The organism is Vreelandella vilamensis (assembly GCF_031451755.1).
In the GTDB taxonomy this organism is placed as follows: domain Bacteria; phylum Pseudomonadota; class Gammaproteobacteria; order Pseudomonadales; family Halomonadaceae; genus Vreelandella; species Vreelandella vilamensis.
Map to the genome: position 1 here is coordinate 164916 of NZ_JARWAN010000003.1, position 24413 is coordinate 189328.

At 57.3% G+C, this 24413-nt stretch carries 23 protein-coding genes and 1 pseudogene; 11 read left to right on the forward strand and 13 right to left on the reverse strand.

The genetic code is table 11. The features are described 5' to 3' along the window. Positions 1-3: 3 nt before the first annotated feature. Positions 4-777 (forward strand): creatininase family protein, encoded by a 774-nt coding sequence (locus tag QC823_RS03065; protein WP_309654888.1) that lies wholly within the window; start codon positions 4-6, stop codon positions 775-777. Between the two features lie 9 nt (positions 778-786). On the opposite strand, the gene QC823_RS03070 is transcribed toward QC823_RS03065, so the two are convergent. Together QC823_RS03070 and iscB are read right to left on the reverse strand one after the other, a co-directional pair. Continuing rightward, positions 787-1905 (reverse strand): GTP cyclohydrolase II, encoded by a 1119-nt coding sequence (locus QC823_RS03070; RefSeq protein WP_309654889.1) that lies wholly within the window; start codon positions 1903-1905, stop codon positions 787-789. 66 nt (positions 1906-1971) lie between these two features. After that, positions 1972-3279 carry an RNA-guided endonuclease IscB gene (iscB, locus tag QC823_RS03075; RefSeq protein WP_309654890.1) on the reverse strand — a complete coding sequence of 436 codons (1308 nt, stop codon included), beginning with the start codon at positions 3277-3279 and terminating at the stop codon, positions 1972-1974. A gap of 386 nt (positions 3280-3665) precedes the next feature. Between iscB and QC823_RS03080 the strand changes: the two genes are divergently transcribed. Further along, entirely contained in the window at positions 3666-4382 is a 717-nt protein-coding gene (locus QC823_RS03080) for a RibD family protein (protein ID WP_309654933.1), read from the forward strand. A 57-nt stretch (positions 4383-4439) separates the two neighbouring features. Here the strand turns inward: QC823_RS03080 and QC823_RS03085 are convergent. From QC823_RS03085 to QC823_RS03100, 4 genes and pseudogenes are all read right to left on the reverse strand, one after another. Next, positions 4440-5303 (reverse strand): annotated as a pseudogene (locus QC823_RS03085) (lysylphosphatidylglycerol synthase transmembrane domain-containing protein); the annotation flags it as partial. Continuing rightward, positions 5296-7224, reverse strand: coding sequence for a glycosyltransferase (locus tag QC823_RS03090; protein ID WP_309654891.1), 1929 nt, complete (start codon positions 7222-7224; stop codon positions 5296-5298). The gene QC823_RS03090 and the pseudogene QC823_RS03085, both read right to left, overlap by 8 nt. Next, on the reverse strand, positions 7221-7619 hold the full coding sequence (locus QC823_RS03095; RefSeq protein WP_309654892.1) for a 6-pyruvoyl trahydropterin synthase family protein: 399 nt from the start codon (positions 7617-7619) through the stop codon (positions 7221-7223). The genes QC823_RS03090 and QC823_RS03095 overlap by 4 nt, the downstream gene beginning before the upstream one ends. Before the next feature lie 50 nt (positions 7620-7669). Continuing rightward, a complete protein-coding gene (locus QC823_RS03100) occupies positions 7670-8647 on the reverse strand; it encodes a zinc-dependent alcohol dehydrogenase (protein ID WP_309654893.1) in 978 nt (325 codons plus the stop codon). A gap of 141 nt (positions 8648-8788) precedes the next feature. On the opposite strand from QC823_RS03100, the gene QC823_RS03105 reads away from it, so the two are divergent. Beyond that, positions 8789-9517 carry a CDP-alcohol phosphatidyltransferase family protein gene (locus tag QC823_RS03105; protein ID WP_309654894.1) on the forward strand — a complete coding sequence of 243 codons (729 nt, stop codon included), beginning with the start codon at positions 8789-8791 and terminating at the stop codon, positions 9515-9517. Positions 9518-9547: 30 nt separating this feature from the next. Next, a complete protein-coding gene (locus QC823_RS03110; RefSeq protein WP_309654895.1) occupies positions 9548-11308 on the forward strand; it encodes a sugar phosphorylase in 1761 nt (586 codons plus the stop codon). A 91-nt stretch (positions 11309-11399) separates the two neighbouring features. On the opposite strand, the gene QC823_RS03115 is transcribed toward QC823_RS03110, so the two are convergent. Both QC823_RS03115 and QC823_RS03120 read right to left on the reverse strand, forming a co-directional pair. Then, positions 11400-12620, reverse strand: a complete 1221-nt coding sequence (locus QC823_RS03115) for a glycosyltransferase family protein (RefSeq protein WP_309654896.1) — start codon at positions 12618-12620, stop codon at positions 11400-11402. Continuing rightward, the gene (locus tag QC823_RS03120) at positions 12617-13555 is read right to left on the reverse strand and encodes an HAD-IIB family hydrolase (RefSeq protein WP_309654897.1); all 939 of its coding nucleotides are present in this window, start codon (positions 13553-13555) and stop codon (positions 12617-12619) included. Before QC823_RS03120 ends, QC823_RS03115 begins: the two co-directional genes overlap by 4 nt. Before the next feature lie 319 nt (positions 13556-13874). Here QC823_RS03120 and pta point away from each other — a divergent pair, with 319 nt between their 5' ends. From pta to QC823_RS03155, 7 genes are all read left to right on the forward strand, one after another. Further along, positions 13875-16079: a phosphate acetyltransferase gene (pta, locus tag QC823_RS03125; RefSeq protein WP_309654898.1), complete on the forward strand. Its 2205-nt coding sequence runs from the start codon at positions 13875-13877 to the stop codon at positions 16077-16079. A 76-nt stretch (positions 16080-16155) separates the two neighbouring features. Further along, positions 16156-16935 carry a deoxyribose-phosphate aldolase gene (deoC, locus tag QC823_RS03130; RefSeq protein WP_309654899.1) on the forward strand — a complete coding sequence of 260 codons (780 nt, stop codon included), beginning with the start codon at positions 16156-16158 and terminating at the stop codon, positions 16933-16935. Between the two features lie 7 nt (positions 16936-16942). Then, positions 16943-18280, forward strand: coding sequence for a thymidine phosphorylase (gene deoA, locus QC823_RS03135; protein ID WP_309654900.1), 1338 nt, complete (start codon positions 16943-16945; stop codon positions 18278-18280). Between the two features lie 52 nt (positions 18281-18332). Continuing rightward, positions 18333-19058 carry a purine-nucleoside phosphorylase gene (gene deoD / locus QC823_RS03140; protein ID WP_309654901.1) on the forward strand — a complete coding sequence of 242 codons (726 nt, stop codon included), beginning with the start codon at positions 18333-18335 and terminating at the stop codon, positions 19056-19058. Positions 19059-19074: 16 nt separating this feature from the next. Further along, positions 19075-19482, forward strand: a complete 408-nt coding sequence (gene cdd / locus QC823_RS03145; RefSeq protein ID WP_309654902.1) for a cytidine deaminase — start codon at positions 19075-19077, stop codon at positions 19480-19482. A 214-nt stretch (positions 19483-19696) separates the two neighbouring features. Next, the gene (locus QC823_RS03150) at positions 19697-19933 is read left to right on the forward strand and encodes an HP1242/YdcH family protein (protein ID WP_309654903.1); all 237 of its coding nucleotides are present in this window, start codon (positions 19697-19699) and stop codon (positions 19931-19933) included. A 199-nt stretch (positions 19934-20132) separates the two neighbouring features. Further along, the gene (locus QC823_RS03155; RefSeq protein ID WP_309654904.1) at positions 20133-21260 is read left to right on the forward strand and encodes an aminotransferase class V-fold PLP-dependent enzyme; all 1128 of its coding nucleotides are present in this window, start codon (positions 20133-20135) and stop codon (positions 21258-21260) included. A gap of 83 nt (positions 21261-21343) precedes the next feature. Here the strand turns inward: QC823_RS03155 and mnhG are convergent, their stop codons facing one another. The 5 genes from mnhG to QC823_RS03180 are packed head-to-tail and all read right to left on the reverse strand — an operon-like array spanning position 21344 to position 24401. Next, complete coding sequence (mnhG, locus tag QC823_RS03160; protein ID WP_309654905.1) at positions 21344-21748, reverse strand: monovalent cation/H(+) antiporter subunit G; 405 nt, start codon at positions 21746-21748, stop codon at positions 21344-21346. Continuing rightward, complete coding sequence (locus QC823_RS03165) at positions 21741-22010, reverse strand: MrpF/PhaF family protein (RefSeq protein WP_309654906.1); 270 nt, start codon at positions 22008-22010, stop codon at positions 21741-21743. The genes mnhG and QC823_RS03165 overlap by 8 nt, the downstream gene beginning before the upstream one ends. Further along, positions 22010-22483, reverse strand: coding sequence for a Na+/H+ antiporter subunit E (locus tag QC823_RS03170; protein ID WP_309654907.1), 474 nt, complete (start codon positions 22481-22483; stop codon positions 22010-22012). The genes QC823_RS03165 and QC823_RS03170 overlap by 1 nt, the downstream gene beginning before the upstream one ends. Beyond that, complete coding sequence (locus tag QC823_RS03175) at positions 22480-24057, reverse strand: Na+/H+ antiporter subunit D (protein WP_309654908.1); 1578 nt, start codon at positions 24055-24057, stop codon at positions 22480-22482. The genes QC823_RS03170 and QC823_RS03175 overlap by 4 nt, the downstream gene beginning before the upstream one ends. After that, complete coding sequence (locus QC823_RS03180) at positions 24054-24401, reverse strand: Na+/H+ antiporter subunit C (protein ID WP_309654909.1); 348 nt, start codon at positions 24399-24401, stop codon at positions 24054-24056. Before QC823_RS03180 ends, QC823_RS03175 begins: the two co-directional genes overlap by 4 nt. Positions 24402-24413 lie beyond the last annotated feature (12 nt).

Below are 24413 nucleotides of genomic sequence, written 5' to 3' on the forward strand. Positions count from 1 at the left end.
TGTATGCACTTTGACTGGCACCATTTAACTGCCCCTGAACTTAACGCCATGGCCAAGCGCGACCCGGTGGCGGTGCTGGTGCTTGGCGCTACCGAGCAGCACGGCGCGCACCTTCCGTTAAATACGGATACCACCATCGGTATCGGCCTACAGCAAGCCATGCGTGAGGCGCTATCTGATGACATAACAGTGCTGTGCCTGCCCCCCATGACGCTTGGCGCCAGCGACGAGCACGCCAGTTTCCCTGGCACCTTGAGCTTGCCCGCTCGGCTTGCCATCGAAACCCTTGAAGCCTACGGCGACAGTCTCGCCAGAGCGGGTATCAAGCGGTTGGTGCTAATCAATAGCCACGGCGGCAACAAAGCGGTGATGGATCTCGCTGCGCTAACGCTGCGCCGCCGCCATGGCATGCGCGTGGTCAAAGCCACGTATACCCGCTTACCGCCTTTGGACGCCGCACTTGATGCTGATGAGCTGCGCCGTGGGTTGCACGGCGGCGCGCTGGAAACCGCCATAATGCTTTACTTGGCGCCAGAGAGGGTCAACATGCAGCGTGCAACAAATACCCTAACACCAGCGCCAGACCCGAATACGCTGGTGGGTCCTGAAGGAGTGGCGCCGTTTGCCTGGCTGGCGGAAGATTTGTCGCCCGAGGGCATTGCCGGTAATGCCTCCCAAGCCACCGCAATGTTAGGTGAGCGCTTGGTGCATCACTACGGACAACTGCTCGCCCAAGTGGTGGAAGAAACCGCGCGACTACCGCCATTAGCCCAGTAAAAACGCGGTCTAGCCATTGGGCTGGGTATCATTTAGCACGTCGCGCAGAGCATCATGAAGGTAGTGACCCGAGCGATTCGCCTTGGCGGTAAGGTAACGCTGGTTATGGTCGGTCACGCTACCGTAAAGCGCCTGCCTTGAAACGACATCAATGCCGCCATCACGCAGCGCGGCCATTTTCAGCGGGTTATTGGTCAAAAGCTGCACCTGGGTAATCCCCAGCGCATTGAGCATATCCACCGCAACGCCGTAACGACGCTCATCGTCGCCAAACCCAAGCACCTGATCGGCATCGACGGTATCCAGCCCACCGTCCTGCAGCGCATAGGCTCGAAGCTTGTTCGCAAGCCCAATACCGCGGCCCTCTTGTGCCAAATAGAGCAGCACACCGCCGCCCATGGCGCTAATTTCCGCCACGGCGTTACGCAGTTGATCACCGCAGTCGCAACGTAGACTACCAAACAGATCCCCGGTCAAGCAGGCGGAATGCAGGCGAATCGGCACCGGCACCTCGGCGTTTTCCACTGCCCCAATCACCACCGCCACGTGCTCGCGCAGGCCATCAGGCTCACGGAACAGCACAAACCGCGACCCATGCGCATTCTCTAGTGGAATATCCGCTTCGCTAACGCGCTTGAGCATCCCCGGCGCCCCGTGAAGGGCCTTCAAGGCGTCACCGGCGTCCAAACGTAAAAGCTCACCCTGTGAAATCTTAGCCTCGATAGCGGCTTGCTGCGCCTCAGCCACTTCGGCACACAAAGCCGCCGGCAGTAACAGCGCACGGCGCAACAATGCCAGAGCGCTGCGCTCGCCCGGCCCCGCCGGTGAGAGCCCGCTTAAGCGCTGTTTTTCCTCGTGCGGTTTTGCCACCGCTAGCGCGTGCAGGGTTGCCGTGCTCATTTCAGTGGCCAACGGCAACCTTGCCGCTTCGGCGCTGATCGAGTGCCCCATCGCGGCTAAGCGATGACGCGTTAACACCAGTGCCGGGCGCGAGCCTGAAAGCCTAGCAAGCGCTGCTACCGAGTCGCTTCCCTCCAAGGCTTGCACCAGAAGCGGTCGTGACCCGGTATGAATCACCACCGGCAGCCCACGGCGAATATCGAAAATAGCGCGTTCAACGTGGTACATAGAAGCTTCCTCGCTTTTTATTCAAGCTCGCTTGTATTCAACAAAAGGGCAGCCGGATTCCCCGCCTCAACTGGCGCAAGCCAGTGATGCGAGGGAGGAAGGCGGCGGTGTATTCGCAGGCTCCGTAACCAAGAACCCTACACGCGTCTGGTTATGGTGCCGGTGTTGTACCTGTGACAATGGCACTTGCTTGTAGGATTTGCCCTGCGTGGCGATATAGCCGCCATCAGCGCCACGTACAAACGCCATCGTGGTGCCGTTAAAGCCGCTGATATATCCGATTTGGCCTTGATAGATCACCGTATCCAGCCGTTTGAAGCCTTTGAGACTGACGACGTTCTTGCCGTTGCGTTTCTGCTCACGGTTAGGCTCTTTACGCCCTTTACGCGGTTTGGCTTCATGCAGCGAACGCTTGCGACCGCCCAGGCAGATCGTCTTGATGAAGCTGCCCGTGGGCATGACGCTGGTTTGTGCAATCACCACGGCATCATTGGTGTGCGTTTTGTCGATACCATGCTGCTTGCGGTAGTGCGCCGTGAGGTAGCCGAACGTGGTCTGTACTGGGGCAAGGGCTTCCAATCGCTCGCGTAGATAGTATTTACCCTGTTGCACATGCGCTGCTGAACGGTACGAGGCGTTTTTCTGCTTGGGCAGTTTCAGCCCCACTTTGTGGTGCGCCTCGTGACAATCCTTGCACAGCGTCATCAGGTTGCTCAGCTTGTCGCTACCGCCCTGCGAGCGTGGTGTCAGGTGATGGACTTGCAATCGTTCCTCGCTTTTGCAGACGCGGCAGCGGTGTTGGTCACGGGTTTTGCACGCAGACTTAACGTTCTTCGCGTATAACAAAGCGCCTTGCTGATACTCTGCCCCCGTGATATTGGGATTTTCGATGGCCTGAATATCGAAGTAGGCATCTTCCAGACGGATCAGGGTCGGCGCTGGCAGCGGAATCGTCTTCACGGCACGCCAGATGGCCTCTTTCTTTGATCGGATAGAGGGCGGGATGCGCCCCGTCCTGCGTGACGCACGGCGATTATCAAACCGCGCCTCGCGGTAGCGTGTCTTGCGAAACCTCCGCCCACGCCAGTACGCACGGCGGGTATCCATCTTGGTTTTAATGTCAGTGCGCAGATGCACTTCCTCTTGATACAGCGCCATGTCGTTTGCTACTGCTGCAATCCCTGCGGTGACGCCCCCATCATCAATCCCGACAACCACTGGTTGCGTATGATCGGTGGCGGCATAGGTCAACTGAATCGCAAACGGAGTGCGCTGCACCACCTTGGCTTTACCGGTTCGCAACAACCAGCGTGCCTTGGCGGAGTGTGTCGGCATCAACCACGCCCCCTGCTGATTTTGAACATAGACCTTCATAGCACAACCTCTGATAGTGGTAAGAACGCTCTGTGTTAAACAGAGGTAAGGTTCGCTTCGGCCATGTTAAGGGGGCTTGTCATGCCATGAGGACGGCGCCTACCCATCAGCGCTGTTTACCGCATGGCGACAGAGCGAGGGACTAGCGAAACATTCCAAGGTGTCGTGACCCCATTAACGTAGTACGCCCAAAGGCGCACTCGACCTAGTCAACCAGGGCTTAGATTACCTCACCCAAGCCCCGCTTCTATCCGCGAAGCGGATGATGCGTGGGTGATTGACAATAACCGTGTACTTGCACGGCCGCTGACACCCGCGCATGATGAATTCCTCTTGCACCGCACGGAGGCGCCATGTCTGATAACACCATTTCCGACATCAACACCATGCCCGACAATAACGCGACGCCCGACGCCACCGACCTGCTGGACTGTTTGACCCCGCTGATCTCGCGTAAAGCATGGGTGATCGCTCAGCTGGGGCAGAGCCTTGACGGGCGCATCGCCACCGAAAGCGGTCACTCCCACTACATCAACGGCCATGAGAGCCTGGTGCACCTGCACCGTTTGCGGGCCCTCTGCGATGCGGTAATTATCGGGGCGGGCACGGCCAGCGCCGATAACCCGCAGCTCACCGTGCGCCACGTCAGTGGCGCGAACCCTGTGCGGGTGGTGCTCGACCCCCGTGGGCGCGTGCCGCCGGCTCTGACACTTTTTCAAGACGACGCGACCCTCACCTTGCACCTGGTTGGGCCTGAGATCTCGCTGCCCGCCCCAGCCCCGCACGTTAGACGGCAATCGTTGCCACTGACGGCTAACGGGCAGTTTTCGCCTGCGGCAGTCATCGCGCACCTGAAAGCGCTGGGTTACGCGCGCATATTGGTCGAAGGCGGCGGGGTAACCGTCTCGCAATTCATCGAAGCCGGCGTCGTTGAGCGATTGCACCTGCTCGTCGCGCCGCTGCTGATTGGTTCGGGTCGCCCTGGCCTTACCATGACGCCAATCGATACCCTCGCAACGGCCCTGCGCCCGCGTGCGCGGCGTTTTGCCTGTGGCGATGACACCTTGTTTGACCTCTGCCTGCGGGGAACCGACACCGCCTGAACCGGCAGGCGTAGCACGGCGGCGGCGCGAAAGCGCGACCCAAAACCCGGGCAATGTCGCCACCAGCACGATCACCCCGTACGCCAGCGACACCGCCACGCCTTGGCTGGGCGCTAACCCCACCCAAGCCCAAACGCTGGCGGCGGTACCTTCGCGAAGTCCCCAGCCCGCCACGGAAAGCGGAATCAGCATGGAGAGCAAAAGCGGCGGCGCCAATGCCAACAGCACACCGGCCGGTAAATCCACCCCGATCGCCCGCGCTGCACACAGCATGACTAAAGCGTAGCTGAAAACAATCAGCAACGACGACGCCAACTGCCAAGCCCATACCCCGCCATGCCAGAGCCCACGGTGAATATCCGCCCACAAAGCGCTCACCCAACCCGGCAGGTGCACCCGCTCCGGCATAACCGTCGCGATTAAGCCAACACAAAGCACAACGCTCACTGCGCCTACCGCCAGCCAGAGATAGCCACTTTTGCCCAACGCCGTATGCCATAAGGGCGAACTGATCAGCGCCAGCACGGTTAATAACCCCACGGCCAGCTGCCCCGAGGCACGCTCGATAATCACCGCCCGCCAGGCGCTGCCCCGTTTTGAGGTCTGCTGCGCGTGACGTAGCGCGCGCCCGGCATCCCCTAGCACACCGCCGGGTAACACCTGATTGATAAAAAGTGACAAGTAATACTCCGCCACCGCGTAACGGTAGCGCAGTGGCACACCGACTAACCCCGCCGTTAAGCGCCAGCGCCACGCGCACAAGAGCACCTGCAAGACGCTAATCGCCAACCCCAGTAAAAGCCAGGGCAGCGAAAACGTCTGCACCTCCCGAATAATCGCGCGCGGGTCGAGCAAAAGCGCCACGGCCAACAAAACGCCGGCGCTGATCGCTAGCCGCTTCACGGCTGTGTGCTTAGCCATGTGCAGGCCTCGCCCACAAATCCCGATGATCAACAAACGCACCGAGTTCGCCAGCGTCCACCTGCGCCAAACGCTGGGCACGCCAAGCGTCAATCCGCACTTCGGCCTCGGGGGCTTGTTCAAGCGCTGCCTGCGCCCAGCCGTCGAATAGCGGGTGAAGCAGTGCGATGTGTTCGGCTTGGCCCGCGTTTAGCCGCCAGGGCGAGGCGGCCTCTTCCACATAAAAGCCAGCGGTGTTAAGGCGTTTGACCAGCTCACCATGCGCCCGGCCGCCGAGTGCCGCCCCGAAGCCTTTATCGCGCTGCTGATGGGCATTGAAAAGCGTTTCGATATACTTGTCGTCGGCATCTGCCAACGCCTTGCCGTGACGATCGCTCAAATGCCATTCGCCGGTCACGCTTAACGCGATAAAAAGCGCCTGACGATGCTCAGCGCAGCGCGCTACCAAAACGTCAAGCCATTCGGCAGAGACGAGATCCAAAAGCGCCGAGGCACTGATTACATCCGCCTGCGCTGGCCAGCGTGAAGGAAGCTCAATCAGCGAACACATCAACGTTTGCACCGTGATCGGCTGAATGTCGCCGTCGCATAACACATCGCAACGCTTGCGTGCCTGTTGCAAGAGCGCCGGATCATGGTCGATTAGCTGCCAACGCTGCGAACCGTGCCAGAGCGGGGCGAGAAAACACACGTTACTGCCCCGACCGCAGCCAAGATCCACTATTTCAAGCGGCTTCTTGCGTGCCGGCGGCCGATCTGTCATTAACCACGTAGCCGCCACATCGACTAAATGCTGGCTGCGAGCGTTGGCGTCCACTGGCTCACGCAGCGCGAGCCAATCGGCGGCGAAATGGCTGCCCGGCGGCGAAGGTTGCAACATTCGGGCAAACTGCTCACCCGCCGTTTGCCAATCATTTAACTTCTCGCGGGCCTGCCTAGCCCCGCGGCGTAGGCGCTCGCGCAGCAAAGGTTCGGTGAGAAATCGCGTCAGTGCAGCGGTTAACGCGTCGCTATCCCCAGGAGGCACTTTCAGCCCGGCCGCATCGGGCAAGGTGTCATTTAGCGCGCCGCCTGTTGTCGTGATGACCGGTACGCCACGCGCCAGCGCTTCTGTCACCACCATACCGTAGCCTTCGTACCAGGAAGGGAGCACCAGGACGTCGGCTCGCTGGTAAGCGGCCTCAAGCTCGGCACTATCGCATTCGCCGTGCAAGCGTAGCGAGTCATTAAGCTCATGCTCATCGATTAGCGTCGCCACGTGCTTGGCAAACTCAGGGTTACGCTCGTTACTGCCGTAGCAGTCGCATTGCCAATCAAGGTGCGACAACGGCCCGAGGGCGCTGGTCAAGATATCCTGGCCCTTACGTGGTGTGACGGTCGCAACACAAAGTAGATTCAAGGGTCCATTAACGGAGGGCTCGCTTAACGGCGCAGGCGTCACGCCGGGTTCCACGACATTGATGGGGGCCAGCCTAACACCCACCTCGGCAGCCAGTGTCTTCAGGCGGCGCCGCGTAAAGTGGCTAGTCACAATAATGCGCGCCACCGTCGCCAGCGCGGCCATCTCGCGTTGGTGCAGTTGCGCTTGTTGGGCCTGCGTTAACCCCTGTTCATCGCCTAGCGGGTGATGCACCAGCGCGGTGATATTAATCCGCGCGTGATGGCGAACTATCACCTCGGGCAGCGCGCCCATCGCGAGGCCATCGATAATCACCTGGCGGCCATCAGGTAGTGCGGCCAAAGCGGCTCCTAGGGCGTTTTCCGCGATGCTATCCGCGTCAGGAAATCGCCCCTCAAGCCCGACAACGTCAACTTGCCAACCGGCTTCACGCAATTCATAAACAATATGGGCATCGTAGTGATACCCTCCGGTGCGCTGAGCTGGATCGCCCGCGACAACCAAGGTCAAGCGCTCGCTCACAGCGCGCCCTCAAAGCTTGCCCAGGCGATGTGTGACTCGTGGAGTTTGACTTCCACTCGCTCAATCCCTTTTGCCGTTTCGCCTAACTCGCCTTGCTGGATTGCCGCCGCAATACGGTCAAAAATCACTTTAGCCATGAACTCGGTCGTGGTGTTGTGCCCTTTAAGCGACTCGACTTCGTCTAGGTTGCGGTAGTTGTAGTCAGCCAACATCGCTTTGAGGGACTCACTCGCCAGGCCAATATCGATCACCAACCCATCGCTATCCAGCGCTGAACGCTGGAAGGCAACGTCCACCACGTACGTTGCGCCGTGCATTTGCTGCGCAGGGCCAAACACCTCACCGGTAAAGCTGTGGGCGATCATTAAATGATCACGAACGCAAAGACGGTACATAAAAGCTCCTTTTTTGAATCAGTTACGTGTTTCTCAATCACGTATTTTCGTTAATACCGTATCCGGTGGCAGAGCACGCCGCTGCCCGAGGCAAAAATATCGGCGGCCACGTGGGGCAAATCAGCGAAATCAGACTCACCACTGATCAACGCATCCAGAGCAGGGTCACTGAGCAAGCGCAGCGCTAACATGAGACGTCGCTCAAAATCCCAACGCGGCTGCTGGTCAGTTGGCAAGCGGCCGACTTGGCTGGCACGTAGGGTAAGCCGCTGCGAATGAAATGCCCCACCGAGCGACACCGGAACGTTGCCTTCGCCATACCAGCTAATTTCAATAATGCGCCCTTCCACGCCGGCAAGGGAAAGCGCCGTATTCAATCCCTCGCTTTGACCGCTGGCATGAATGACAAGGTCTTGATCGGGGTGGGCGTCCCCAGGCAATGCAAACGGTATATCAAGCGCTTCAGCAAGAGTCTGACGCTTAGGATCGATATCCACCAATTGCACATCGGTACCGATGACGCGCTGGCAAAGATACGCCATCAGCGCTCCCACCACCCCGGCCCCAATAACACTGATGCGCTCACCAGGGAGAGGCTTTGCATCCCATATGCCGTTCAATGCCGTTTCCATATTGGCCGTGAGCACAGCGCGTTCGAGTGGAATATTAGTGGGTAACTCATGAACGGCACTGGCGGGAACGACGTAACGATCCTGGTGCGGGTGAAGGCAAAACACCTTTTTCCCCTTCAGCGCTGCAGGGCCAGCAACCACCTCACCAACGCTGCTGTAGCCATACTTAACCGGCGCGGGGAAGTCGCCCTCCTGAAAAGGGGCGCGCATTCGCGCATGCTCTGAGGCAGGGACGCAGCCATTAAACACTAACGATTCGGTCCCACGGCTAATCCCACTGTAGTGCGCTTTCACTTCCACCGGGGCTTCGATGTCCGACAACTGCAGTGGCGTTTGGCGCAACTCTCCTTTGCCGGGAGCACTTACCCAGAAAGCCGTGGCATATTGATTTGCCATGCATCATCCTTTCATCAACGTGTTTAGGAATAGTTTCAACGTAAGTGACTTTACTCGACAACGCCACCTTCTTCTACAAGAATGGTACATGAAAGAATTTTTGCAACGGTTTAATTTTTATTGCCCTTCGGAAGCGACGCCATGTTCTTGTCTCGCCAGGCTATATCCACTTTAGTGTTTTCCAAGCGCCTCTATACGGCGGTGGAAATAGTGCTTGTCGGCCTTGCCCTGGTGGCGATAGGCCATGGGTTTCCCCGCCTTATGCAAGGTTCTGGCGAATGGGCCGTGGCGCTTCTGGTCTATTGCTTGATTGGGGCGCTTATCGTGCGCTTCTGGCCGCATGGCGCTTTAGGGTGGGCCAACCGCGTTACGCTGGTGCGCAGTGCGCTAGTAGCGCTTATCGCCGGTGGGCTGATTGCCAACGCCTCAACCGTTGGCCAATGGCAGTGGTTAGGCATTGCCGCCGCTGCCCTGCTGCTGGATGGTGTCGATGGCTTTGTTGCGCGTAAAGCCCACTGCGAATCCGACTTCGGCGCGCGCTTTGATATGGAGCTGGATGCCTTGCTGATTTTGCTCCTTTGCCTGGCGTTGATCACAACCGCCAAGCTCGGGCCATGGGTAGTGCTAATAGGCGCGATGCGCTACGGTTTTGTGCTGACCAGCGGCATTTATCCGTGGCTAAAAGCGCCGCTTTTTCCCAGCTGGCGACGCAAAACGGTATGTGTCTGGCAGGTAGCTGCCTTATTGCTGGCGCTAACCCCGCTTACCCCAAGCGGCGTGTCCGCACTGCTCGCGCTCAGCGCACTTATCATGCTGGTTTACTCTTTCGCGGTGGACGTGTGGTGGCTCTATCGTCGACACCGCGTTTAGACTGAACAGCTACGTGTTACCGGAGCCTTCATGCCGCAGCCACTGTTTTTTACCCCGTCCACCACCACCGCGCTTGACGCTGACGCCTTCCAAGACCGCGCGCATCGGCACTTACACTATCTCTACGGTGAGCGCGCCGATGAAGTCATGCGCCGCCTATTAACACGTCTCTCCCACCAAACTTTACCTCACGCGCCGCTGCAAAATCCCCCCGACATACCGCTTTGGAGCGAACGCGACCAATGGCTGATCACCTACGGCAACAGTCTTGTTGACGGCGATATCCCGCCGCTGAGCGTGCTCGCGGATTTTCTGACCACGCATTTAACGGGGACCTTCAGCGGCGTGCACCTATTGCCGTTTTTTCCTTGGAGCAGCGATGACGGCTTTTCAGTGATTCACTACCGCGAGGTGGATCCGGCGCTAGGCGACTGGCCAGAGGTACGCGCGTTTTGTGAATATGGCGATTTAGCGGTCGATCTTGTGCTTAACCATGTATCGCGCGAGTCGCTTTGGTTTGTGGATTATCTTTCCGACAGCCAGCCGGGGCGCGATTACTTTATCGAAATGGACCCAGAAACCGATCTGTCTGCCGTGGTTCGCCCACGCAGCTCACCGCTATTGGTGCCGGTATCAACGCGACGCGGTACGCGCTATTTATGGGCGACATTTTCCGAAGACCAGATCGATCTCAATTTTGCCAACCCCGATGTGCTGCTGGAATTTATCGGCATCCTGCTTTTTTATTTGCAGCAAGGCGCCCGGGTGATTCGCCTTGATGCGATTGCTTATTTGTGGAAAAAAGCCGGCACGTCCAGCATCCACCTGCCGGAAACCCACGAAATCGTCCGCCTTTTGCGCGCGGTGGTAGACCACATTGCCCCTGGGACGCTACTGCTCACCGAAACCAACGTGCCGCATGAAGAAAATATCAGCTACTTTGGCGCCGACAAAGCTCACATGGTGTATCAATTTCCGCTGCCGCCGCTTCTGCTGCATACGCTGACCAGCGGGGAGGCGGGGACTCTGGCCGCTTGGCTGACAAGCTTGCCCGAGCTTTCACCGGGATGTTGCTTTCTCAACTTTACCGCCAGCCACGACGGCATTGGCGTGCGACCTTTGGAAGGCTGGCTGGCGAAACACGAGGTAGAGGCATTGACCGAGCTGATGCACCGTTTTGGCGGCTTTGTGAGCATGCGGCGCCAACCGGATGGCAGCGACTCGCCGTATGAAATCAACATTACCTGGTTTGACGCCATGAAAGGCACGCGCCGCGGTGTCGATCACTGGCAGGTACCGCGCTTTCTCTGCGGCCAACAGTTGATGTTGGGCCTACAAGGCATTCCCGCTGTCTACGTGCATACCTTGACCGGCACGTTGAACGATTTAGAAGGCGTGGAGCGCAGTGGACGGCTGCGTTCCATCAACCGCCGCCGCTGGCAACGCGACGAGCTTGAGCGCTTGTTAGAAACCGCCAGCACTACCACCCACGACGTCTTTTTTGCGCTTAAAACGTTGCTGGACGTTCGCCGACAGGAGCCGTGCTTTCACCCCGACGCTTCACAGCGCGTGCTAACAACACCGTCCGAGCTTTTGGCCTTTGAGCGCGGCCCGCTGCGTGACGGACGCCGCCTATTGGCGATCCACAACGTCGCCGACGCGCCGCAGCCGCTAACCCCTCTCGCCGTTGAACTAGATGATAGTCACTGGCGGGATATCGTCAGCGAGACCCAGTGGACGCCTCAGGCGGAACTGCCGCCCTACGCCGTATTGTGGCTGGTTGGCAGTTAATACCTCACCGCTCACCCTGAGCCTGTCGAAGGGAGCCTGTCGACAGGCTCAGGGCGAACGGGTACACGCCCTGCTTTAAGCGATGCCGTGCTTAAACATCACCTTGGTTATCCGCTTCCACCGCGGCGTGCATGCGCTGGGGCAGGTCGGGAATGGCCGCCCGCACGCGGTTCCAGCTGGGGATAAACGGCCGCTCGCCGGGGTTATCGAGAAAAGCGCTGCCCGCCTCCAGCAAATTAGCAGCGAATAGCTCCACGGCGCGCTCCTCGTTGTGGCGGTCCAGGCTTAACCCGTTCATGACCGCATCGTGGTCGTAGGCTTCGATCAGGTCCAGCGCCAGCCGATAGTAGGTGGCTTTTAGGGTGCGAAACCCCTCCGCGCTGAACGTCACGCCCTGAGTCGCCAGTTTACGGTAGAGCGCCTTGGCAATATCCAAGCTCATACGATTAAGCCCGGCGGTGGCGTCTTCTTCCGATACCGGCTGATGCTTGTGATCATAAGCGTCGGCGAGATCCACCTGGCACAGCCGCTTGGTCGAGTAATTGCGATGCACCTCCGAGAGCACGCCGATTTCCAGCCCCCAATCGGCGGGAATACGGATGCCGTCAAGCACCTCGGCGCGCATCGAGAACTCGCCCGAGAGCGCATAGCGGAAGCTATCCAGGTATTCAAGATACGGCAGCGGGCCGTAAATCTTTTTCAACGCGCGCAAAAGCGGCGTCACCATTAGCCGGGAGACGCGACCGTTGAGCTTGCCCTCGGCAATGCGCGGGTAATAACCCTTGCAGAACTCGTAGTTAAAGTACGGATGCGCCACCGGGTAAAATAGCCGCGCCAGCAAGCCGCGGTCGTAAGTGAGAATATCGCAGTCGTGCAGCCCCACTACCTCGCCACGGCCTGACGCCTGGACAAAACCGGCGCAAAACCAGACGTTACGCCCTTTTCCCGGCTCACGCGGCGAGAGCCCTTGGGCTTCCAGTTCATCGTCCAGGGCGCGCAGGCGGGGGCCGTCGTTCCATAAAATTCGGTGGCGCTGCGGCAGGCGCGAGAAAAAATCCCGTGCGTGCAAAAACTGCTCACGGTCGGCACGATCCAGCCCAATCACCACCTCGGAAAGATAAGGCACCTGGGCAATTTCATTCACGATGTGGGCAAGCGCCGGCCCTTCCAGCTCTGAGTAGAGCGAAGGCAAAATCAGGCTCATGGGGCGTCGCTGGCTAAACTCCACTAACGCTTCTTCCAGCGCTTCTACCGGGCGTCGGGTGAGGTTATGAAAATCGGTGATAATCCCGTTTTGATGGAAATCGCTCATCGTGTCACCTCTTCCCTACCAGGTGTATCCAACGTCGCGGATGTTACCGGGCAAAGGTCTCGTCCCCACCAGTGATCGACCCCCTCTGCCCACCCGGTTGGCCCGGTGGCGTCAGTGCGGTAAAGCGCCGTTTGCTGAGGCGCCACCTCAAACCCGTGAAAGCCACGAATGACCACCGCCTGATCCACCGCTTCCAGCATGGCGGTATCGTTCGGGCCATCTCCGAGCGCCAGCGTTTGCGGTTTAATACCTTTAAGGGCCTGGAAGCGCTCGATCAGCCAATTCACCGCACTGCCCTTGTGTGAGTGCCCCGTCGCGTGCCAAAAACGCCCGCCCCGGACCAGCTGCAAGCCATCGCCGGCAAGCCCTTGTCGCAATGCATCTAGGCCGTTTTCATCGCCTTCCCAAATCAGCGGTTCACTCCCTTCACGCAGCCGCGCTAGCCGTGCTTCAGGGTCAGGGAGTCCGGTGAAATCGCACAGCGAATCCAAGGTCATTTCACTTATGGTGGTAAATGCCATGCCAGGCGTCTCTTCAAGGCGCGCGCGCCAGACGTTTAACCGCTGACGAATAAAGCCGATATCGACTCCAAGGGTCTGGATCACCAGCCCATCGCGGCCTATGTGACGATCCAGGCGCGCATGGCACCAATCAGCGGGCAACCCGACAATCGCACCGTTTTCGGCGACAAAAGGCGTATTCTCGCAACCCAATGCTTGGCGCAACGGTAAAATTTCACTACGGGTTTTACTCGTTACAGGAATCACCGACACGCCATGCTCTTTGAGCCGTGAGAGCCAGGGAACGGCCGGCGACCAATCGTAACTGTGATGATCCAGAAGCGAACCGTCCAAATCGGTAAACAAAAGGCGCGGCATGGAGATAGCATCAGACGCCGCATTGGTGGTTGTATCGGGCGTGGTCAAAGAAGGCATGGCAGCACCTGAGCAGAGGTTAGGTATCTCATTGCTTTTATCTTTTATTACAAAGATCGAGATCGAAAAGTTCGAGATTGCATAGTCCATAACTGTATAGCTCGAGACTGCATAGTTCGTGCCAACCACCACGATGTCAACGGTGAGATAAGCGCAAGGTCACACGGGCAAGCGACGTATTATCACGGATGCGCGTAAAGCGAGCGCCATTCCTATTATTTTGCACCATTCAGGTGCGCAAACGACATCGGGCGGACCCTGCTGTTCTGCGCTGCAGCATGTTAATCTAAGGTCGAACTTTATACTGAGAGTGCCATGCATGAATACGCACAGTGAGCCCCAAACGATTCTGTTGGTCCCTACTAGCGAAGGGGCAGGCTTAACCTCCGCCTGTCTAGGGCTAATTCAAGCGCTCGACACCATCGGCTTAAAGGCGGGATTTTTAAAGCCGTTTATGCAAGATGAGCTCAACGGCCCAGGACTTGACCGCTCGACCGCGCTGGTTTCACGCACGCTGCACCAGCGTCCGCCCTCGCCAATATCCCAAGCCCGCTTAGAGCGCTTGCTGCGCGATGACCAAACCGATGATTTGATGGAAAGCGTCATCGAGCTCTACGATCAAGTCACCCAGCAGGCCAAGCGTGATAACACCGCGCTCGATTTGGTCGTGGTGGAAGGCGTCGTGCCAACCACGCACACCACCTACGCCACCCAAACCAACACCCAACTGGCTCACGCCCTTAATGCGCGTATTATCTTGGTGGGGACCGGCGATCTCGAAGCACCGCAGCAGCTCGCAGAAGAGCTGGATATGCACGCTCGAAGCTTTGGCGGTATTAGTTCGTCGCGTACCTTGGGTTGCATTCTCATGCGCATGCGCAACCTGCCCTACGCACAAGATGATGGCCACTTAGATGATCTGACGGCCACTCCAGGCGCGATTAAGCCGCAGCTTGAAGAACCCGTTCTCACGGAGCTGCGTCGCCACTCGCCAGCGCTTGCCACCGAGCATTTCCATTTGATCGGGGTGGTGCCCTACAGCAAAGCGCTAAGCGCGCCGCGTACGTTAGATGTAGCCCGCGCTTTAGACGCAACGCTACTCAACGAGGGTGAAGCGACTCAGCGTCGCGTGCTTAACACCAGCCTATGCGCCCGCAGCGCGGCCAATGCACTGCATATCTTCACCCCAGGAAGCCTCGTTGTGACGTCCGGCGACCGTGATGACGTCGTGCTGGCCGCGGCACTCGCTACCATGAACGGCACACGCTTAGCCGGTGTACTGCTATCCAATGGTTTTACCCCTAATGACGATATGATTGAAATGTGCCGCCCGGCTCTGCGCACGGGTTTACCGGTGCTTTCCGTCGACACCAATAGCTTGACCACGGCCACCAACCTCAGCCGAATCAGCGCGGAAATCCCCGTCGATGATTTTGAGCGCGCCGAGCGTGTGGCCCAATTTGTCGCCGCCCATATCGATTTAGACTGGCTAAAAGATAGCCTTAAAGACCACCTTGATCGCGGCTTCACCAAGCGACTGTCACCCTCTGCATTTCGCCATCAGTTGGTCAAACTCGCGCAGCAGGCGAACAAACGCATTGTGCTGCCGGAAGGCAACGAGCCGCGCACCATCGAGGCAGCGATTATCTGCCAGCGTCGTGGCATTGCGAACTGCGTGCTGTTAGGGAATCGGGAAGAAATCGAAAACGTCGCACGGCATCGTGGCTTCACGCTGCCGGATGAGCTCAGCATCATCGACCCGGAAAGCTCCCGCGCTCAATACATCGAACCAATGGTGTCGCTGCGCCGTGGTAAGCTCAACGACATTACCGCCGATGCTCAGCTACACGACAATGTGGTGCTAGGAACCATGATGCTACAACTTGGCGAGGTAGATGGCCTGGTATCCGGCGCCGTTCACACTACCGCCAATACCGTGCGCCCGGCGTTTCAGCTGATCAAGACCGCGCCCGAATACAACCAGGTGTCGTCGATCTTTTTCATGCTGTTGCCCGAACAAGTTGTGGTTTACGGCGACTGTGCGGTCAACCCCGACCCGGACGCGGAGACACTGGCCGAAATCGCGTTGCAAAGCGCGCACTCAGCCGAAGCGTTTGGCATTGAGCCGCGGGTGGCGATGATCAGCTACTCCACCGGCGATTCCGGCAGCGGGGCAGATGTCGAGAAAGTGCGCGAAGCCACTCGCATCGCCAAAGAGCGCGCGCCACATCTGGCCATTGACGGCCCGCTGCAATATGACGCCGCCGCCAATGAAAGCGTGGGCAAACAAAAAGCCCCGGATTCGCCGGTGGCAGGTCGCGCCACGGTGTTTGTATTCCCCGACCTCAACACCGGCAACACCACCTACAAAGCGGTGCAGCGTAGCGCACGAGTGGTTAGCGTCGGCCCCATGCTGCAAGGCTTGAACAAGCCGGTGAACGACTTGTCCCGTGGCGCACTGGTGGATGACATCGTTTATACCATCGCGCTCACCGCGATTCAGTCGGCGCAGCAAAGCGGTTAAGCGTTTTTGCCACGTGCTTAGTACACTCATTACAATGCCACTTCGCGATTCCATATTGCCTTTTTAACCCCAAGGGATGCCCATGACTGCTTCGATTAACCTCACCCAAGCCGCGCGCCAGGCGCTTTTGCTGACGGAGTTAACCAGCCTTAACGCTGACGATACCGACGCCACCATTGAGTCGCTGTGCCAGCAGGTAAAGACGCCCTTGGGCCATCCGGCGGCGGTGTGTGTCTACCCACAGTTTATCGTCACGGCACGCCGCGCCTTGACCGCCCATAAACTTAGCGGTGAGGTCAAAATCGCCAGCGTCACCAACTTCCCCGACGGCGGCGATGACATCATGGCCGCCGCCCGCGCCACCCGCGAAGCCGTTGCCTCAGGGGCCGATGAAGTCGATGTCGTGTTTCCCTACCGCACGCTTATGGCGGGCGACGAAGAAACGGGCCTTGAGCTCGTGGAAATGTGCCATGCGGCGTGCGGTGGTCAGGCGCTACTTAAGATCATCATCGAGTCCGGCGAACTCAAAGAGCCAGCCTTGATCAAGCGCGCCAGCGAAATTGCCATTGAAGGCGGCGCTGACTTCATCAAGACTTCCACGGGCAAGGTCGAGGTCAACGCGACGCTTGAAGCCGCTGAGATTATCCTTAAGACAATCAAAGAAAGCGGGAAAGACGTTGGCTTTAAAGCCGCCGGCGGAATCAAAACGGTTGAAGAGGCCGCTGCCTACCTTGCGCTTGCCAGCGACATCATGGGGGCTCAATGGGTAACGCCTAAGCACTTTCGTTTTGGCGCCTCAGCCCTGTTAACGGATATATTGGCGACATTAAGCGCTAACGCCTCAACCGCCCCGTAGACGACGCATGACAGCGACACTTCTGCCCCAAGAGCTGATCCGCCTTAAGCGCGACGGTGTGTCACTACCGGCGCGCGAGATCCAAGCGTTTGTCCAAGGCATTGCCGACGACCGCATCAGCGACGCGCAAATTGGCGCGTTCAGCATGGCGGTGTTTTTAAACGGCATGAACCACGAAGAAATCGTCGCACTCACCACCGCCACGCGGGATTCTGGCCAGGTGATGCAGTGGGACGCATTGAACCTGCCAGGCCCAATCATCGATAAGCACTCCACCGGGGGCGTGGGCGATCTGGTTTCACTAGTGCTGGGGCCGTGGGTCGCGGCCTGCGGTGCGTTCGTGCCGATGATCTCAGGCCGTGGCCTCGGCCATACTGGCGGCACGCTGGATAAGCTTGAGTCGATTCCCGGTTACAACCCCTACCCGACGCCGGCGCGCTTTGGCGAGGTGGTGAAAACCACTGGCGTGGCGATTATCGGCCAAACCGGCAACTTGGCGCCGGCGGATAAGCGCCTTTACGGCGTGCGCGATGTCACCGCCACGGTAGAGTCCATCCCGCTGATCACTGCCTCAATTCTGGGCAAAAAACTGGCCTCGGGGCTGGACGCGCTGGTGATGGACGTTAAAGTCGGTAGCGGCGCCTTTATGCCCACGCCAGAAAAGTCCCGCGAGCTTGCCAAGAGCATTGCCACTGTGGCGACCCAGGCCGGTACGCCGACCACGGCGCTACTCACCGATATGAGCCAACCGCTCGCCCCTTGTGCGGGCAACGCAGTGGAGATCAACGAGACGCTGGCCCTTTTGCGCGGCGAAAGGCCCCATAGCCGCGTGATGCAGATCACCCGAGAGCTAGCCGTTGAGATGCTGATGGCAGGCAAGCTTGTTGCCAACCGTGAAGAAGCGCTGACCAAGCTGGAAAAAACGCTCACGTCCGGCGCCGCCGCCGAAGCGTTCGCTCGCATGGTGCGCGAGCTTGGTGGCCCTGCCGACTTTATGGAGCATTCAGACAGCTACTTAGCCACCGCACCGGTGATTCAAGCGATTTACCCCGAACAAAGCGGTATTATACAGCGCATTGATAACCGTGCCGTGGGCATGAGCGTGGTGGAGCTGGGCGGTGGCCGCCTGCGTAACGACGCTCGCATTGATCACCGCGTGGGGTTTAGCGAGATTGCCGAAGTGGGCGAGCGGGTCGACAATCAACGCCCATTGGCCGTTGTTCACGCCTGCAGCGAAGATGCCGCCGCGCAAGCCACAGGCCAACTGCGTGCCGCCGTCACCCTAGGTGAAGCGGCCGCTACCGCCGAGACACTGCTGCAAGATACCTTTCGAGGCGACGCCTAATCCACCGCGTGAGTCGCGTGTATAAACGATAATGCCGCATAGGAGGACTGTAATGGCAACGCCGCATATTAACGCCGCCCGAGGTGATTTCGCCGATACCGTACTGATGCCCGGTGACCCACTGCGCGCCCAGTACATCGCCGAGACCTACTTGGATAACGTGCGCCAAGTAAACGATGTGCGCAGCATGTCCGGCTACACCGGCACCTATCAAGGCCGTGAGATATCAGTGATGGGCCACGGCATGGGCATCCCTTCGGTCTCTATTTATGCCAAAGAGCTCATTACCGATTACGGCGTGAAATCGATCATTCGCGTGGGTTCCTGCGGGGCGGTACGCGATGACGTCAACGTGCGCGACGTGATCATTGGCATGGGCGCCTGCACCGATTCCAAAGTGAACCGCATGCGTTTTAACGACCACGACTTTGCCGCGATTGCCGACTTCGATCTAACCCAGCACGCGGTCGCCGCTGCCAATGCGCAAAACGTGCCGGTAAAAGTCGGCAATATTTTCTCGGCGGACCTGTTCTATAACCCGCAAACCGAGATGGCCGATCTGCTAAAACGCTACGGGATTGTGGGGGTGGAAATGGAGGCAGCAGGGCTTTACGGGGTGGCGGCGGAATTTGGCGCCCGGGCACTCACCATCTGCACGGTCTCCGACCATATTCTGAAAGGCGATTCGCTCTCCAGCCATGATCGCCAAACTACCTTCAACGACATGGTGACCATCGCGCTGGATACCGTCTTGCGCGACGATGCCGCCAGCGCTTGACGGTCACAGGAAACGTATGAACCAAGCACCAGAGCCCGTTGTGCAGGTACTCATTCGCACGCGTCACAACGCCTATGCGCCCTACTCCCACCACCCGGTCGCAGCGGTGATGGAGAGCACTGACGGCCAGCAGTTTGCCGGCTGCAACGTAGAGGCGGCCCACTACAAAGGGCTCTGCGCGGAAGCTTCTGCCATTGCCGCCATGGTGACCGCTGGGCAACGTAAGTTATCTAACGTCTACGTCATGGGGCCGAACGAGCATTTATGCACACCGTGTGGCGACTGCCGCCAGCGGATTCGTGAATTTGCCACCCTTAATACGCGCATCTTCGTGCTTTCCCCTCAGGGAAAAGTGCTTAAAACCTACACCATCGACACCCTGCTTCCCGATGCTTTTGGGCCTGAGAATTTCCCTCCGCGCTAAGTGTAAAAAGCCGCTAGATTACATTGCATAGCGTCTGCCCGGCCGGTACGCTTTCGCTGATCAAAGATGGCTTATTAGGTTCTCATTATTCATATAACACATGGATTGTTTTAACGATTAATGCCCCCATTATTACTTTTGTCCTACTTCAACAACCAGGTTCATCATTTACGGTGATCCAAGAAAAACCCAACTCAACATTAGGAGCATGAACATGGATATCGAACACCACGATCTAGCCCACGAATTTCCCGAGTTAAAAGAACAGATACATGTATTGAAAACTCAGGATGCGCATTTCCGTAAACAATTTGAACGCTACGACACGGTCACTACGGACATCGAACGTCTCGAAAAGGAAGACTTACCTGTCTCTGATCCTACGATTGAAGAGAAAAAGAAGGAGCGTCTCGCGCTAAAAGACGAATTATACAAAATGCTCACGCACTAAACTGTCTTCCCAAAAATACAACCCCGAATCATTCTGTGCGTTGATTCGGGGCGTCATCCTTCCAGCACGTCACAGATAGCTATTTCTCCTGCTTTAGCTTTAGCCTTGGCGCTCTACTACTCGTATTCTTACACCATGTTTTTTTGTTTATGATAAAAGCACGTTTTTAGCGTGCTTAACAACCCATTAGGAGAACGCCATGGCTGGCCTGCTACCCAACGTCGATCCCGACGGCTTACTCGAATATTCCGTTGTTTATACTGACCGCTCGCTCAATCATATGTCACAGCAGTTTCAAGGCGTGATGCGAGATATCTCCGCGACACTGAAAGAGGTGTATAACGCTCACGCGGCGGTGATTGTGCCCGGTAGCGGTACCTTTGGGATGGAAGCCGTCGCGCGCCAATTTGCTGTCGAGCAAAAAACGCTGGTGATCCGCAACGGTTGGTTTAGCTATCGCTGGACGCAAATCATCGAGATGGGCCAGCTAACCGAGCAACATACAGTATTAAAAGCTCGTCGCCTTGACGCGGAAAACCCACAATCCCCTTTTGAACCGGTACCCGCTGAAGAGGTGGTCAAGCGCATTCGCGCTGAGAAACCCGCCGTCGTGTTCGCACCACAGGTGGAAACCTCTGCGGGCATGTTGTTACCGGATGACTATATTCGTACCGTGGCTCAAGCCACCCGTGACGTAGGTGGCCTTTTTGTTCTGGACGCCATCGCAGCCGGTACCTTGTGGGTGGATATGCAGGAGTTGGATATCGATGTGGTCGTGAGCGCGCCGCAAAAAGGTTGGAGCGGCTCGCCCTGCTGCGCCATGGTGATGCTCTCTGAGCGCGCCACAGAGCGCCTAAAAACCACACAAAGTAATAGCTTCGCCTGCGACTTAGGTAAGTGGCACAGCATTATGCAGGCCTACGAAAATGGCGGGCACGCCTACCACGCCACCATGCCCACGGATGGACTACGTCGTCTTCGCGACATCATGGAAGAAACCCGCGACTATGGCTTTGCCAAGGTGAAAGAGGAGCAGAAAGCGATTGGCCAGAGGGTGCGTTCCATGCTCCAACGCCATGGTTTTGTCAGCGTGGCAGCTGAGGGCTTTCAAGCGCCCGGCGTAGTGGTTTGCTATACAGACGATAACGCACTAGTAGGCAAGCTCGCCCAAGCAGGTGTTCAAGTGGCCGGTGGCGTGCCACTGATGTGTGACGAAGGCGATAATTTTCACACCTTCCGCGTTGGGCTTTTCGGCCTTGATAAGCTGCACCATACTCAGCGCAGCGTCGACGCACTAGAGCAGGCCATCGAGAAAGCGACGACTTAAACACAACATGACGAAACACTAAAACAAGAAACGGGATGCAGATCGCATCCCGTTTCTTGAAGCTTGATAGTGGGGTCAGGTTATCAATCAGGATCTGTCTCACGCGGTTGGCGTTTGGCATTTTCCTGCGTTTCCATACCACTTTTCAACTCATGCGTAAGCGGGTCATAGTTGGGCCGTAGTTCATCTTTTACCGTACCGCTCCAAAGTTTTGAACCGACAAAATAGCCCGCGCGGCCAATCACATGGGCTGCCACCGGCGCGGTCATCAAGATGAACACAATGATGGCAAAGGCACGTGCGATGATGCTAGGTTCGGCAAAATGCATTGCTGCTGCCAGCATGATGAGAATCACCCCAAGCGTAGCCGCCTTGGTGGTAGCATGCATACGCGTCAACAAATCTGGCAGGCGCAACAACCCCAAAGATGCCAACAACATAAAGAGTGCCCCCGCGATCACCAATGCCCCCTTAAGGAAATCAATCATCTCGGGGCCCACCCCGCTCCAGAAAACGCGCAAAGCCAATAGCGGCTAAAAACCCCATCAGCGCGATCACAATCGCCGCATCAAGAAAGATGGGAACATTTGTTTTAATAGCATAAACCCCCACTAGCCCAACTACCGTGGTCGAAAAAAGCTCCAGTGCCACCACGCGATCAGGCAGACTCGGCCCACGCACAACGCGCACAAAGGAAAGTATCAGTGCCAAGCTCATGATCACTTGGCTTATCAAAATAACCGTATCCATTAGCGAAAAAGCTCCAAGGCTCGGTGCTCCATCTCTTTTAGGTTACGCCGCAACTCTTCTTCATCATCCAAAAACATAGCGTGAATGTAGAGCACCTTGCGGTCGTCGGAAACATCCAGGCTTAATGTACCGGGGGTCAGTGAAATTAAGTTGGCGACCATCGTAATTTCCATTTCCGTACGCGCTTCAAGCGGTAAGGCAATAACGCCCGGCTGCATGTGCCAAGGTGGTGTCACAATATCGAACCCCACGCGCAAATTGGCCTGCACAAGCTCCTTAAGAAAAAAGCCAATAAAGCGGATAATGCGTGGGATGCGCGCCGGATACCCTTTCAAGGCCTTTAGCTGCGGCTCTATCAGTATCAGTGTCACGTAACCAAACACCAACCCAACAAACAGGTTAAGCCCGGTGAAGTTACCACTGAGAACCACCCACGCAAGCCCGAGCAATAGGTTCCAAATAGCACCGGTCATGGCGTTATCTCCTCGGCATTCACCGCATCAATCAAGGCACTTTCCGCACTGGCGGCCTTTCCTAGAACAGCCTCGATATAACCTTGCGGCGTCAACAACTGATCGCCGATAGCATTCATCACCTGCATGATCGGTTCCGCAAATATGCCAATTAGCAGCGTCGCCAATGCCAGCACGATCACCGGTAGGTACATCAGCCAAAGGCTGGGTTTAACCAAGCGGCCATCATCACCTTGGGAGGTTTGTGTTTGCGGCACCAGATTCTCTTCTGGCAACGTTTTCCAAAACACCTCGTTCCATATCTTGACCATTGAGTATAGCGTCATAAGCCCTACGGCCAACGCAATACCGGTCACCACATACGCTTCTGCTTCTATACCGGCACGCACAATCACGAACTTGGCAAAAAAGCCTGACAGTGGCGGAATACCTGCCAGTGAAAACGCCGAAAGGAAAAAAGCGATGGCAAGCCATGGACGTTCTTTATATAGACCCCCCATTTTCTTAAGCTGATAAGTACCTTGTAAGCGATAGGTAATACCGCTGACCAGGAATAGGTTGGTCTTTACCACGATGTTGTGCATGATCGCGAACACTCCACCGGCAATCGCCAGCGGTGTGTAAATCGCCAGACCTAGGATCATATAGCCAATCTGGCTGACAATATGAAACGACAAAATCCGACGGAATTCATACTGTGCAGCTGCCCCCAATACGCCGGTCACCATAGTGAAGGCAGCGCCCCACAACATGATGTCCTGCAAATAGCCCATCGATTGATCAAAGATCAGCGTGAAAGTGCGAAAAATCGAGTACACACCAACCTTGGTCAAGAGCGCGGCAAACAGGGCCGAGACCGCCACCGGCGGTGTGTGATACGACGCTGGCAGCCAGAAAAACAGCGGGAACGCAGCCGCTTTAATGCCGAAGGCGACCATGAACATGACGGCTAGCACTTCCACCATTCCTTGGTGATCAGCTTCGTTTAAGCGCAGCGCAATGTCAGCCATGTTGAGCGTGCCCACCATGCCGTAGGTCAGGCCGATGGCGGTGAGAAAGATGACCGATGCCAGCAAATTCAAGGTGACGTATTTGATGGCACCCTCCATTTGCGCACGCTCGCCACCCAAAATCAAAAGCGCAAATGACGCCACCAGCATGACCTCAAACCACACGTAGAGATTAAAGATATCGCCAGTGAGAAAGGCTCCAGCCACACCTGCCAACACCAGGTGCATAAGCGGATAGTAACCAAACTTCTCATGGCCACGCCCTGTCGTGGCAAGTGAATACACGCCCATGACCAATCCCACAATACCGGTCATCAACACCATCACGGCACTGAGAAGATCGGCCACCAGCACAATACCAAACGGCGGGGGCCAACTGCCCATCTCGATGGTCAAGTAGCCTTCGTTCAAAGTGGCGATAAAAAGCCACAAACTCACGACCAAGAGTGCGATATTGCCGGCAACGGCGATGAAACGCTGCATCGGCCGAGAACGCCAGAACAGTAGCGAAAGCGCCCCGGAGAATAGGGGCAGTAAGACGGGAAGAGCGACTTCTGGCCTCACGTATCAGTATCCTTCATCTTATCCAAATCATCGGCCTTGACGATTTCATAGGCACGCCGAATCAGTACGACGGCAAACGCCAGCACACCAAACGCAATCACAATAGCGGTTAACACCACTGCCTGCGGTAGCGGGTCGGCCACCTCCCCTGCAGGTGCCAGCATCCCTTCTGGAATCAAGGGGGGCGCACCACGCGTCATGCCGGCGGTAGTAAAAATCAACAAGTTGGCAGCGTTTGAAAGCAGCATCAAACCAATCACCAGTTTGACTATTGAGCGTCTTAACATCATGAAAATCGCTGCGGCGTATAAAAGGCCGATCACAACCGCCATTACAGGCTCCATGCAGCACCCCCT